Annotated in this window: 9 protein-coding genes; 3 read left to right on the top strand and 6 right to left on the bottom strand. The window is 68.5% G+C overall.

The genetic code is table 11. The features are described 5' to 3' along the window. The first annotated feature begins 506 nt into the window (after positions 1–506). The gene (locus AB1L88_RS02525) at positions 507–1,631 is read left to right on the top strand and encodes a DUF1559 domain-containing protein (protein ID WP_367095059.1); all 1,125 of its coding nucleotides are present in this window, start codon (positions 507–509) and stop codon (positions 1,629–1,631) included. A 209-nt stretch (positions 1,632–1,840) separates the two neighbouring features. On the opposite strand, the gene AB1L88_RS02520 is transcribed toward AB1L88_RS02525, so the two are convergent. From AB1L88_RS02520 to AB1L88_RS02500, 5 genes are all read right to left on the bottom strand, one after another. Further along, positions 1,841–2,224: a DUF4345 family protein gene (locus tag AB1L88_RS02520; RefSeq protein ID WP_367095058.1), complete on the bottom strand. Its 384-nt coding sequence runs from the start codon at positions 2,222–2,224 to the stop codon at positions 1,841–1,843. A 271-nt stretch (positions 2,225–2,495) separates the two neighbouring features. Then, positions 2,496–3,437 (bottom strand): ABC transporter ATP-binding protein, encoded by a 942-nt coding sequence (locus AB1L88_RS02515; RefSeq protein ID WP_367095057.1) that lies wholly within the window; start codon positions 3,435–3,437, stop codon positions 2,496–2,498. Positions 3,438–3,571: 134 nt separating this feature from the next. Continuing rightward, a complete protein-coding gene (locus AB1L88_RS02510) occupies positions 3,572–5,851 on the bottom strand; it encodes a hypothetical protein (RefSeq protein ID WP_367095056.1) in 2,280 nt (759 codons plus the stop codon). A 319-nt stretch (positions 5,852–6,170) separates the two neighbouring features. Continuing rightward, positions 6,171–6,494, bottom strand: coding sequence for a MazG nucleotide pyrophosphohydrolase domain-containing protein (locus AB1L88_RS02505; RefSeq protein ID WP_367095055.1), 324 nt, complete (start codon positions 6,492–6,494; stop codon positions 6,171–6,173). 93 nt (positions 6,495–6,587) lie between these two features. Continuing rightward, entirely contained in the window at positions 6,588–7,529 is a 942-nt protein-coding gene (locus tag AB1L88_RS02500) for a hypothetical protein (RefSeq protein ID WP_367095054.1), read from the bottom strand. Between the two features lie 356 nt (positions 7,530–7,885). Between AB1L88_RS02500 and AB1L88_RS02495 the strand changes: the two genes are divergently transcribed. Next, positions 7,886–8,287 carry an alginate export family protein gene (locus AB1L88_RS02495; protein ID WP_367095053.1) on the top strand — a complete coding sequence of 134 codons (402 nt, stop codon included), beginning with the start codon at positions 7,886–7,888 and terminating at the stop codon, positions 8,285–8,287. Then, positions 8,284–9,987, top strand: a complete 1,704-nt coding sequence (locus AB1L88_RS02490) for a porin (protein WP_367095052.1) — start codon at positions 8,284–8,286, stop codon at positions 9,985–9,987. The genes AB1L88_RS02495 and AB1L88_RS02490 overlap by 4 nt, the downstream gene beginning before the upstream one ends. Here the strand turns inward: AB1L88_RS02490 and AB1L88_RS02485 are convergent. Next, positions 9,978–12,803 carry a tetratricopeptide repeat protein gene (locus tag AB1L88_RS02485; RefSeq protein WP_367095051.1) on the bottom strand — a complete coding sequence of 942 codons (2,826 nt, stop codon included), beginning with the start codon at positions 12,801–12,803 and terminating at the stop codon, positions 9,978–9,980. The genes AB1L88_RS02490 and AB1L88_RS02485 overlap by 10 nt on opposite strands. Between the last annotated feature and the right edge of the window lie 204 nt (positions 12,804–13,007).

The following is a 13,007-nucleotide window of genomic DNA, read 5'->3' as shown; positions in this document are numbered from 1 at the left end:
GAAGCTTGAGGTTGTTCCTGACTGCCCTGGTCCTCGCGGGGGCTTCCCTCGCGTTGGGTGTTGGTTGCTCCGGCGGAGGGACGCAGATTCCCCTGGCCGACGTGCCGCCCACGCCGCCTCCCGCGGATCCGTCCCAGTCGCCGGCGAATGCTCCCCCCCCTGGATCGCGTAGCCCGGATGTCTTGCCTGACTGAGTGACCCGCCCTCGGGTCGCTCGGCTGTTGACCAGCCTCGGTCAATGGCCATCCGGTCTGCCGTTTCAATCGACTGGCTCACTGCCAGTGGCTTGCGGACCCGCCCCCGGCATCCCTTCCGCCGGGCCGACTCCGGGATTCGTCTCCGAGTCGGCGTTTCCGCATGTCTGACGAACTTCCGCCCGGGTCGTGCACGGGTGTTATTCGAGGAGAAGACTGAGGCGTTTTGCGCCCAGGATCCCTCTCTTGAGAACCCCGGGGGTTCGATCGTCCCTTCTTCATGGCTTCATTCTCGAAACGCGAGGAGTCCGCATGATTTCCGCTTCCAACCAACCGTCGGGCCGTCGGCCTCGCGGTTTTACGCTCATCGAACTGCTGGTCGTGATCGCTATTATCGGCGTCCTGATCGCCCTGCTGCTCCCGGCCGTCCAGGCGGCTCGCGAGGCGGCCCGTCGGGCCCAGTGCTCGAACAACATGAAGCAGATCGGCCTGGCGCTTCATAATTATCACAGCACGCACAACGTCTTCCCGATGGGAAGCGCCCAGACCCGGAATATGGCCAATCCGGCCGAGATCCGCAACGGCTGGGGCAACTGGAGTGCCCAGTCGATGTTGCTGGCCTTCCTGGAACAGCAGCCGGTCTACAACGCCATCAACTTCGGCATCCCCAACGCCAGTGGAGGTGGCGAGGGTCAGGAACTGAACACCACGGCGGTGACGACGCAGATCAACGCCTTCCAGTGCCCGTCGGCGCCCCGCTATCCCGGCTCCTGGCACGGCCGCCCGTCGGCCCACACCAATTACTTCGCCTCGCTCGGCGCGAGCATGAACCAGTACACCCACCAGCAATCGCGGCCCAATGGCCTCTTCGAGGTCGGCGGCACGGCGTATGGCGAGCGAGATGTGCTTGACGGCACCTCAAACACGGTTGCCTTCGGTGAGTGGCGGACCGGCGATGGCAATGACACCAGGTTCTCGGTCCCGCAGGACATCGTGGTGAATAATTCGCACCCTTCGGGCGTTGGTGGGAACAACCCCGCGGAGAATGATCCGCGACTGAACATGCCGTTCGGCGGCGGGTCGCTCAACGAGTGGCTGACCCAGTGTGCCGGTATCGCCCAATCGTCGTTGCCAAATGCGCCGCAACACCGAAGCTTCCTCGGTCAGATGTGGGCGCAGGGCCTGATCTCGCGGACGCTTGGCAACATGCTCGTGCCGCCCAACTCGAACTTCCCCAACTGCGGCCATGTGCTCTGGGGTGGTGACAGCGACGGCACCTACGGCAACTTTAGCGCCCACAGCTACCACCCGGGCGGTGCGAACATGCTGTTTGGCGACGGTTCGGTCCGCTTCGTCAAGGACACGACCAACCAGGTCGTGATCTGGAGCATCGGCACCCGGGACGGCGGCGAGGTCATCTCGGCCGACCAGCTCTGATCGACCCCTGTTGACTCGACCGGCAGACTCTCGGCACGACTTTGTTGTGTGACCGCGGGCCTGCCGGTTCCCGTCGAACTGGGAGATTCTGTCTGAACCGAACCGGGGCCGGTCCTGCCGTGGAAAACACGCAGGACCGGCCTCGGTTCTTTTCTTTGCACCGTGGACGATCGGCAGATTGCCGAAGGCGAGCCGAATGCCACGGGGGCTCAGCCCTGGCGGTTGAGACGTCGGAACGCGACGATCCCGACGAGGCATCCGGCCAGCTCGGCGGCGAGCAAGGCGAAGAAGAGCCCGTCCGAGACGCCGTCGGCGACGATGCCGAAAATCCGACCGGACGCCGCACCGCCGAGGGCCGCCGCCTGGGCGAACAGCCCCGGCCCGAACCATCGCGGTCGCGAGGCCGACACGGCGAAGAAGAGGGCGAACCCCAGTTCCAGCCCGCCGTAGAAGCCCCGGATCTCCGCGCGAGCGACCGGGCCGGTCAGCTCGACGCCGAGCCCCGTGATCCCCTCGGGCCGGAGCAGGAGCCAGAGCCCGAAGCCCCCGAACACCATCGCGGTCAGCACGAGCGAGATCCGGGCGAGCCGCATTGGGGAGTGCCCTCCTCAGCGTTGAGGGTTCGAGCAATTCCGAGGCTATCTTGTAGGGTCCGCTGTGAGGACCTCCCCGAATTCGAAGCTCCGCGCGACTGCCCCGACACAACGTCAAACAGACCTCCCCGACTCCGAAGGCCCGCACAGCGGACCCTACACAATTGGGATCGAGCCGCATCTGATCGTCGAGGCGGGGGCTCCCGATTGCCCGCTTCGGATCGGCACGATCCCGGCCAACCGGGGCAAGGTGCTCGCCAGGCAGGCGGCCTCAGCTCGTGATGCCCTTGGTCAGGTGCATGAAGGCGGTTTCGAGGTTGATCTCGTCCTCGCGGAAGAGGGTCAGCTCGAAGCCGTTCTCGATCAGGCGCTGGGCGAGGAAGCCGTAGGTGATCACCTCGGGCTTCATCTTCACGACGAGGAAGGTGTGGTCGTTCAGGTCGGTCTTCTGATCGACCGACTCGATCTCGGGCTGCTTCTCGAGGAAGTCGGCGGCGTCGATCATGCGGTCCGAGACGGTGATGTTCAGGACGATGTCGGTGCGGACCTGCTTCATCACGTCGGAGACGGCGCCGTTGACGAGCAACTGCCCCTGCTCGATGATGCCGATCTTGTTGCAGATGTCGGCCAGCTCGGGGAGGATGTGGCTGGAGACGAGGATCGTCTTGCCCATCGCCCGCAATTCCTTGAGCAGGGCCCGGATCTCGATCCGGGCGCGGGGGTCGAGGCCCGAGGCCGGCTCGTCGAGCAACAGCACCTGCGGGTCGTGCAGCAGGACGCGGGCCAGGCCGAGGCGCTGGGTCATCCCCCGGGAGAGGCTGGTGACGAGGGCGTCTCGCTTGTAGGTCAGGTCGACCAGTTCGAGCACCTCCTCGCAGATCTTCTTGCGGGCCGGGCCGGAGATCCGGTAGGCGGCGGCGAAGAATTCGAGGTACTCGATGACCTTCATGTCGTCGTAGACGCCGAAGAAGTCGGGCATGTAGCCGATGGCGCGGCGGATCTCCTTCGAGCCGTTGTAGATCGAGTGGCCGCAGACGTACGCCTCGCCCCAGGTCGGGTTGAGCAGGGTGGCGAGGATGCGCATGGTCGTGGTCTTGCCCGCGCCGTTCGGGCCGATGAAGCCGTAGACGTCCCCCTGGTTGAGGGTCAGGTTCAGGCGATTCAGGGCGTAGAGGTCGCCGTACATCTTGGTCAGGTCGCGGGTCTCGATCATCGGCGGGGCCTCTCAGACGAGGTGGGGCGTTGAGTTGTGGGCTTTCGAAATCGGGTCGGATCGATCATTCCGACCGAGGGCGAGACGCTGTTCAAATCAAGAAGGACAAGGGGCCGAGACGGGCTGAGCCGCGCTTAGTCGTCCAGCGGGCTCGGCAGCAGGACGCGGAGGACGGTCGATCGCTCCTGCGTGGCGGTCGTCGGTTCCTCGCCGTCGAGCACCAGGGCCGACGACGGGCCGTCGAGTTCGGCCAGGAGGATCGGCCGCCCCAGGTCGAGCTGGGCCGAGAGGTCGAGGTGGCCGAGCACCAGGTTCGACTTCTGCCCGCGCTGGCGGCGGCTCGACCGGGCGAAGCTGAGCGACCGGATCAGGTCGGCCCGGGAGACCGTGACCGCGGCGTCGGGGTTGTAGGTGTAGATCTGGTTGAAGCCCCGGGCGATCTGGTCGAGGTATCCGGTCAGGTTCCGGTTGCTGGCCGAGGCGATCCGGACGGTCTCGCCGGGGGCGATCGGCTGGTCGAACAGGTAGACGTCGCCGGCGTAGGCGATGAGCACCTGATTCATCGTCCGGCCGAGGCGGTTGGTGATCGTGCCGTCGAGCCGATTGCCGCCCAGGTCGGTCAGCTCGGCGTCGAGGGCCGCGGGCATGTCGTCGAACCAGGTCCCCATGAACGCCCGGGTCGTCCAGATCGGCACCCGGACCCCGGCCAGGCCGGAGGGCGGGGCGCTGGACATCGGGTCGTTCGGCGACTGGTAGGAATAGCCGGCGCTGGTCAGGGCCATCCCCCCGGTGTTCCCCATGCCGCCGAAGGTGCGCTCGGCCGTGCCGAACCAGGTGGTGATGACCTCGTCGACCTGGCTCGGGGGCACCGGTTCGGCCGCGTCGGGGCCTTCGGTGTCGATCGGCAGGGGCAGGACGGTCACGTCGTAGTCGCGGTTCTGGGGGCTGAACAGGGTGGCGAAGCTCGTCCCCCGGGCGAGGTAGCGGCCGCCGTCGCCGAACCCCTGGTCGATGTCGACCACGTCGACCCGGTTGATCCGCAGGTCGGTCCCCTTCACCGCGTAGGCCGTGGCGTAGGCGATCAGGCTGACGGCCACCACGATCGCCGGGAAGGTGATCCAGGTCAGCTCCATCCGCTTGAGGACCCGCTTCAGGAAGAAGTAATCGCCGGGGCCGATCAGCAGGATGTAGACGAAGACGAAGGCCGCGACCCAGCCGAACGGGACGAGCCGGACCCCCTGGAACTGTTCGAGCGAGCGGTGCAGGTAGCTCGACAGGTCGCGGACCTCTCCCGAGTAGAAGGCGCCCGAGGTATTCGACTCGCTGAGCAACGCCTCCCGGCCGCCGAGGTCGAGCACGCGGGCCCAGAAGGCGTCGCGGTCGCGCCATTCGGTGAAGGGGCGTTCGTCGACGCTCAGGCCGACCACCGTGACGCGGCCGAGGCCGTAAGGGCCCCGGACGATCACCGGGCCGCCGACCGATCGGCCGTCGAGGAGGACGCGCGCCCCTCGGCCCGAGACCGGCTCGAAGCTCGTGACCGAGACGGGCCGCTCGGGCGTGGTGATCGGCGCATTCGAGCCGACGAACGACTCGACCGTGCCCAGGTCGGCCGTCTCGGTGCGCTCGGCGGGCAAGGCGGGCAGCACCCCGGCCAGCACGCTATCGGGATCCGACACCGTTTGCCAGCGGGCGAAGCCGCCGGCCAGCACGAGATGGCCGCCGTTGCGGACCCACTGCAACAGCGGCTGGCTGCGGAAATCCTGCAGGCCTTCGAGCGTCCCGGGGTCGTTCAGGTCGAGCACCAGGGCCTCGACCGCGTCGTAGCCGTACCAGCGGTCAGGAATGCCCTCGGGGACGCGGAGGCGAGCCACGATCAGCCGGGCGTCCTGCAACGGGTCGGTCGAGCGGAACTCGGCCATGCTCGGCAGCAGCTCGACGCCGCCCGGATTGCCGATGACCGCCAGGACGATCTGCTCGGGGTCGAGCCAGGAGACGTTGTCCTCGGTCTCGACCGCGAGGAGCCGGCCCGACTCGTCGCGGGCCTCGACCCGGAAGGTCACGGCCGTGTCGCCGGGGCGGACGTAGGTCGAGAACGAGGCGGGCGATCGGGCCGGGACCTCGACCCGCCGCCGGACGGTCGTCGGCACGCCGCCGTCGTCGGGCACGATCACCCGGAGCTCGCCGACGAACCGCTCGGGGCCGCCCTGCAAATCGACGCGAACCGGCGTCCAGGTGCCGATCTTGTACGCCTGGTCGGCCCGGTCTTCGGCCAGGCCGACCCGGATGTTCTCGATCGTCACGGGCGGCTCGGATTGCCGGGCGACGGCCGTGCGGCCCCCTCGCTCCAGCCCGGCCAGAGCCGCCAGCGCGACCAGGGCCGCCAGCATCGGGCGGACTCGGAACGATGACCTCATGGTGCCTCTCCGCGGTCGCTGCATGTCACCTGGGGCGGGTTCGGGCGGATCTGGGGATGATGAGATGAGACGCCGTTCGGCCCCCGCCCGGCCCCCGCTCTCCGACACGCAACGACCGCGGCCCTCTGGGCTTGGGAACCGGGCCGGGCTCGCGGTGGCGTCGTCGGGGCGTCCAAGGGGCATTCCGAGCGTCGAGGTGAACCAGATCGAATCGAATCGAATCGAATGAGATCAGATCGAATCTCTTGCCCGGGGGACGAATCCCCCCGGGGACGGAGGCGAGAGCGAAGGAGCGATCGAGTCGGGGGGAGTCGGCGTCTCAGGGCTTCTCCGACGGGTCGCACCGGCACGGGTCGGCGCCGCAACCGGGGCAGCCCTGGCCGTACTTGCGTCGGACCGCGGCGTCGAGGTCGATCCCTCGGAGATTGGCCAGGGTCGCCAGCCAGGCGAGCACATCGGCCATCTCCAGGGCGAGATCCTCGTCGCTGCCGCTGCGAAGCGCCTCGGCCAGCTCGCCGAACTCGGCGGTCAGCCAGAGGAACGTCGCGGCGTCGCCGCGCGCGGCATCCTTGGCCCCGTAGAGCGAGGCGATCCGACGCTGCAACGCGCCGAGCGTCATCCCTCCGGCGGAAGATTCGCTCATCACAGCACAATGTTAAAGGGCGGGGCCGGGAATTGCCAGACCCGGACCGGCCATTGCCGTGGTCGGCCCGGGAAGGTTCAAACACGCCCTCGATCAGGGGATCGCGTTGCCGACGACCAGGAAGCGGTCGGGCGGGAACGGGTTCGCGACCGAGAACCGGCTCGTGCCGACGAAGTCGCCCAGGTCGAGGAACGGCCCGGCCAGCGACCGGTTGATCCGGAAGACGCTGCCGACGTCGACCAGCACGCCGCCGTCGATCCGGGCCCCCCGGCCGCCGAGGCCGGTGCCCGAGGCCGGCTGGTCGATCAGGCCCAGGTCGCGGCCGATCTCGACGCTCGCGCCGTCGGTCATCGTCAGGTAGCCGCCGACGTTCAGGACGTTCAGGTCGAGGCCGGTGCGGATGCCCGTGTCCGGCCCCGCCAGGTGGGCCGTGCGGAGGATCTCGAGCTGGTTCAGGGTGCCCGCCACGTTGATCGCGGCCCCCGGCTCCATCTCGGCCAGCGCGATCCGGTCGACGGTGGCGTCGCCCCGGACGATCATCGGGCCGCTGAGCTTGGCCGTGTTGTAGCCGAAGATGCCGTTGATCGGGCCGTACACGTCGAGCAGCCCGACGTTCAGCATCCCGTCGCCGAACGCCTTGAACGGCCCGAACGTGTGGGCCCCGCGGGGCACCCGGACCCGGGTCAGCGGGACGATGTCGAGCTGGCTCAGCGTGTTCGTCCCCCGCACGACCAGGCCGATCCGGCCGTCGGGCAGCGAGGTCGAGGTCACGGCCCCCTCGCCGGTCAGCTGCACGCGGTAGCGCTCGCCGTCGGTGTCGGTGACGGTCACGGCGCTGCCGGCCGCGGTCACGAAGCGCTGGACAGCCCCCCGGGTGCCGATGCCCAGTTGCTGCGCGAGCAGGGCCCGCTGCTGCAGGAAGCGGGCGCCCGGGGTCAGGGTGGACATGAGTTGCCGCGATTCGAGCGCGTCGCCGATGGCCGGTCGGTACGATCGTCGAGCCGGCCGACCCGTCCTGTTGCCTCGCGTGTTCATCGTCCCGCTTCCTCCGTGAATTGGTCGGGTGCGTGCTCGCAGCCTCCGGCCACGCTCGTCGAACGAGACGACGCGCCGTCTCCGAAGGACCACACGTCCTCCAAGATCGGCACGCCCTCGCCGCCCGATCGGGCCGGATCGCGGCCGGTTTGGCCCGGTGATCGGCCTGTGATGGTCTTGCCGGTCCTGGTGTCGAAGGGCTGGTCGATCGGGGATTCGCGCGCGGCCCTGCGATCGAGCCGATTGGGGCGAGGCGGCGGCTCGTGTCGATAAGGGGGATCGCTCGGGTCGGTGCCGGTGCCGGTGCCGGTGGCCGTGTCGGTCCATCGTGGCCATCGAAGGGAGGGGATTCGGGCATGCTTCGGCGGCGAGTGAGCCCGAGGTCAACGGTGGCGGCTCTGGGGATGGCCCTGCTCGCGTACCGGCTCGGCTTCCATCAGGGCATGCCCCGCAATGCCGGGGCGGTGTCGGCCGGGTTCGGGCGGAGAATCGCCCGACTGCCGTTCAGACCGATGTTCATGGCCTCATTCGACCACGCCTCGGGCAACCGCCGGCCGGGGGCGGGGGACATCGAGACCTTCAACCAGCTCTTCCCGCTCGGGCACACGTCCCTCGGCGTGATGGACATTTTATTGGAGTGTTTTTGGAGTGTCGGGCCGGATGTGCCGATCATGGGGGTATGTCCGGCGCCGGCGGCCCCGATGCGAGGCCCGGCCGGGGCCTCGCATCGCACTCGCAGGGATGAGGGCCGCGCATGACCGGGGGGATTGCCGCTCCTGGCACGATTGGCCGGGGCATCATCCTGAGCCTCATCCCCATCGGGATCGCTTCCTGCCCCGTCGACGCCCAGGAGCCATCGGCTCCGGCGTTGGGCGTGCCGCCGGTCGAATCGGCCCCGGCCGCCTCGGAGCCGTCGATCGCGGAGTTGCAGGCCCAGGTCGCGGAACTGCAAGACCTGGTCCGGGCCAGCCTCTCGCGCCAGCAGGACCTGGAAGAGTGCTTGATCGAGCTGCAAGGGGCCAGGCCGGGCGACGACGCGGTGATCCCCGCCCAGGCCCCTGCCCCGAGCGGCACGGCGTCGTTCTCGTCGGTCCTGCCCGGAGGCCCGCCGGCCGGCTTCGGCGGGGCTCCCCCCGGTCCCCTGTCCGGCCCGGGGTCGGGGACCGATGCGCAGGGCCGATCGCTCATGCCGCCCGGCTATCCGGGGGCGTCGATGGCCGACATGCCGGCCCCTCCCCTGAACCTCGGCGGCAAGACGAAGTTCGGGCCGGGGTTCCAGATCAGCTCCGAAGATGATGAGTACGTCATCCAGTTCCACAACCTGACCCAGGTCGATGGCCGCTTCTACCAGCAAGGCGGGCAGGTCTATTCGAGGGACACCTTCGGCGTCCCCCGGCAGTGGTTCATCTTCAATGGGCAGCTCACCCGGCCGTTCGAGTATTACGTGGCCATCAACCAGGGCTTCGACAACCTGAACCTGCTCGACGCCTTCCTCAACATCCGGTTCGACGACCGGTTTCAGGTCCGGGTCGGGCGCTACAAGACGCCGTTCACCTATGAATTCTACTCGCTCCCCATCAACGGCCTGATCACCCCCGAGCGGTCGCAGTTCTTCAACAACTTCGGCCTGAACCGAGACGTGGGCGTGATGGCCTGGGGCAGCTTCCTGGACAAGCGCATCGAGTACGCCGCCGGCATCTTCAACGGCAGCCGGAACGCCTTCATCGACTCCGACAACGGCAAGGACGTGGCCGCCTACCTCAACACCCGGCCGTTCGCCTTCACCGACTCGCAAGCCTTGCAGAACTTCAGCATCGGCGGGTCGCTCAACGCCGGGCACCAGGTCGAGCCGAGGGTCCCGCGCGTCCTCCGCCTGAACGTGCCGACCTCCGCCAACGCGGCCATCGGCACCCCCTTCCTCATCTTCAACGACGGGGTGCTCGAATCCGGCGAACGGGCCCTCTGGTCGCTGCACATGGCCTGGTACTACCGCCAGCTCTCGCTGATCGGCGAGTGGCAGAGCGGCTACGAGACCTATGCCTTCGCCCAGACCCCGCTCGAGCGGACCCGATCGCCGGTGCAGAGCTACTACGTCGCCGCCGGCTACTTCCTGACCGGCGAGGAGGTGACGGGCCGAGGGGTCGTCGCGCCCCTGCGGCCCTTCGACCTCCGCCGGGGCCGCCGGGGCCCCGGGGCGCTCGAACTGGCCTTCCGCTACAACTACCTCAACGTCGGCGACGAGGTCTTCACCGGGGGCTTCGCCGACCCGAACCTCTGGACCGACGAAGTGACCTCGATCGACCTGGGCCTGAACTGGTACATGACCCAGTACATCAAGGTCTTCGCCGGCTGGCAGCACAGCATCTTCGGCAGCCCGGTCCTGCTCCGGGCCGAGCCGTTCGAGCAGCTCCAGTTGACCAGCGACCTCTTCTGGTTCCGGTTCCAGGTCTATTTCTGACCGGGTCCGGAGACCTCGGTTTCGCCCTCGGGAGCCTCGGTTTCGCCCTCGGGAGACTCGGCCGGACCGTCGATCCCCGCCGCGGCGAGCGCCTTCTCCCGCTTGGCCTTCAGGGCGTCAGGGTCCTCGGGTTCGAGGCCGAGCGCGACCTCGAACTCGCGGGCGGCCTCGGCGTGGCGGCCGAGCCCGGCGTAGGCGTCGCCCAGGACCGCATGGGCGGTCACGTCGTTGACATCAATGTAGAGGCATTCCTCGGCCCATCGGACGGCCTGCTCGAAGTCCTCTCGGGCCAGGTGACGCTCGGCCAGGACCTTGCGGACGGACAGGTCGTCCGGGTCGTTCTCGGCCAGGCGGGCGAGGTCACCGAGGAAGGCGTCCACGTCCCCTTGACGCAGGTGCACGCGGGCCAGGCCGGCGAGCCACTTCGAGTTCAAGGGGTCGTCGCGGCGGGCCAGCTCGTAGAGCCGGGCGGCCTCCTCCAGATCCCCGTCCTTCATGGTCAGCTCGGCCAGCAGGTCCACCACGCGCTCGTTCGGCCGGTCCTCGTCGACGGCGGGGCGGAGCAGGTCGAGGGCCTTCGCCTCGTCGCCGATGAGCATCATCACGCGGGCCATCACGTAGGAGGCGAGCGGCTGGTGCGGTTCCAGTTCGAGCGCCTTCTCGGCATAAGGGCGGGCGCTCTTGTAGTCGCGCCGGGCGAAGTACTCGTAGGCGACCTTCGCGTTCAGCTCGGCGTTCTCGGGCTCCTTCCGGGTGTCGAGCAGGAGCCGGGAGAAGGAGACCGATTCCTCGTCCTCGACCCGGGTCCGGATCGTCTCGACCACCGCGTCGAGGTGGGCGAGATACCCCTCCTCGAAGTCCTCGACCGGCACGCCGAAGGTCGATTCGACGGCCTCCTTGGTCGTCATGCCCAGGCGGTAGGCTTCCAGGAGGTCGGCCAGGGCCCCCTCCCCGAACCGCTCGACCATGTATCGGGCATAAAGCTGGGCCTGGCAGTAGGCCAGTTGCCGCTCGTCCGGCTCCCTCGGGCGGATGAAGCCGAGGTTGATCGTCTCCAGGTCCAACAGGTCCCGCTTCGGCACCCGATCGACGAGGATTTTGTTCCAGGCCTGCGGCCGGGGCCCCCCTTCGCTCTCGACGGCCAGGGCCTCGGTATACCAGTGGGGAATATTGAAATTCGTCTGTTGCAAGGTGATCACGTGAGCGACTTCGTGCGTGAGCACCCTTGCCCAGTTGAACGCCTGCCGGGTCGCCGCCGGGCTGGCCAGGGCCACCACCTTGCCGGTGCAGGCGCCGACCGTCGGGATGAACGGCAGGGCCGTCGTCCGCCCGCTGAACTTCTCGTGATCCTTCATGATCTGGATCGAGGTCTTCCCCGGCGGCTCGAAGCCGAAGCGCTCGACCAGCTCAGGGTGGACCTTCTCCAGGTAATCGGCCATGTACCGGCCGAGCAGGAGATCCTGCGTCGGGTCGACCAGGACGATGTAATGATCGGTCTCGATCGCCTCGTACGAGGCCATGTGATCGAGCACCTTCATCATGTTGTCGGCCCGGACGTTGAACGGGTCGGCGTCGAAGGCCGTGTCGAACAGGGCGCGGGCCTCGGGCTCGCGGCCGATCTGCATGTAGAGCATCCCCAGCCCGACCTTCGGCCCGGCCGCGGCGGGGTCGGCCGCCATCGCCTCCAGGAAGGCCCGCTCGGCCGGATGGTACTTGCGTCGGTCGGCGAGGCGATCGCCCAATGCCTCGTAGAAGGCCACCGGCCGGGGGTTATCGCGCAGCGCCGCCGCCTCGGCCGCCGCCACGCCGATCGGCTGCACCAGCAATTGATACGACGCCGCCAGGCGGGCCAGCGCGTCCTGATCGCGCGGGTTCAGCGCCACCGCCTTCTTCGACGCCTCCAGCGCGTCGGTGAACCGCTCGTCCGAGATGTTCAGATCCGCCAGCAAGACCAGTGCGGGCGCGTACGACGGGTTGATCTCCAGCGCCGATTCGGCCTTCGACCGGCCGTCGCTCAGGGCGTAGTTGTCCAGGTCGATCCGGCCGAGCGTCACCAGGACCTCGGCGGCGCTCGGGTTGATGAGCAAGGCGCGGTTCAGCTCGCGACGGGCATTGCCCTGCTGATAGCCGTCGAAGAACAGTTCCCCTTGCAGCCAGGCTGCCTGCCAGGCGCGGGGGTCGACCCGCAACGCGCCTTCATACAGTTCGTTGATCACGTCGTTGAGCGATTGCGCCAGGTCTTCGCCCCGGGCCGTGGCCCGGTAGTAGCGCTGGGCGGCCTGGCCGATGAGGATCAGGGCGTCGGGGTCGCGCCGGGCTTCCTTGTTGCGGGCGTTGAAGTCCCGGATGAACCAGCGATACGCCTCGAGCGCCTCCTTCGCTTCCCCCCTCGCGTCGTGCAGGAGGGCCGCGACCCACCGGGCTCGCCGGCACAAGGTGTCGGCCTCCAGCGCCCGGGCGACGAGGTCGTCGGCCGCGTCCCACTGTCCCCGCTGGAACTGCAACTCGGCGAGCATGCCGAGCACCTCGGCATCCGGCTCCTCGCCCGCCGCCTGCACCCGAGCGTCGAGGCCCTCGACCGCCTCGTCGACGCGCCCCATGCTCCGCAGGCAATCGGCCTTCTGCAGCGCGATCCGGGCGGCCTCGCCCGGGTCGGCCGGTTCGAGGGCCTCGAGCCGTTCCAGGGCCCTTGCATAGCGGCCGGTCTGCCAGTCGCGGCGGGCCTCTTCCAGCTCGTCGGCCCGGGCGGAGGCCCCGCCGACGAGAGACCCGGTACCCACTCCGATGATGAGGAACACGAAGATCCGAAGCCGCATGGTCGCCCTCTCCGTGGGTGCTCGTCCGCAAGGGTTGGTGCTTTCCGCGACGGCCGAGGGTGTGTCTGGCCGCGCACGTCGTCCGACCCTTCCACCTTACCACCGTCGGCTCAGTTCGTACCAGGGTCGTCAGCGCGGGGTTCGAGCGAGCCGGCCGGGCGCGGAGCGGCTCAGGATCGCGTCATCCCGTGCGATCGGCCGGTG

Origin of the sequence: Tautonia sp. JC769 (assembly GCF_040717455.1) — a bacterium.
Lineage (GTDB): Bacteria > Planctomycetota > Planctomycetia > Isosphaerales > Isosphaeraceae > Tautonia.
The sequence above is the reverse complement of the archived record's forward strand: the minus strand, read 5'-3'. Positions and strand labels throughout refer to the sequence as shown.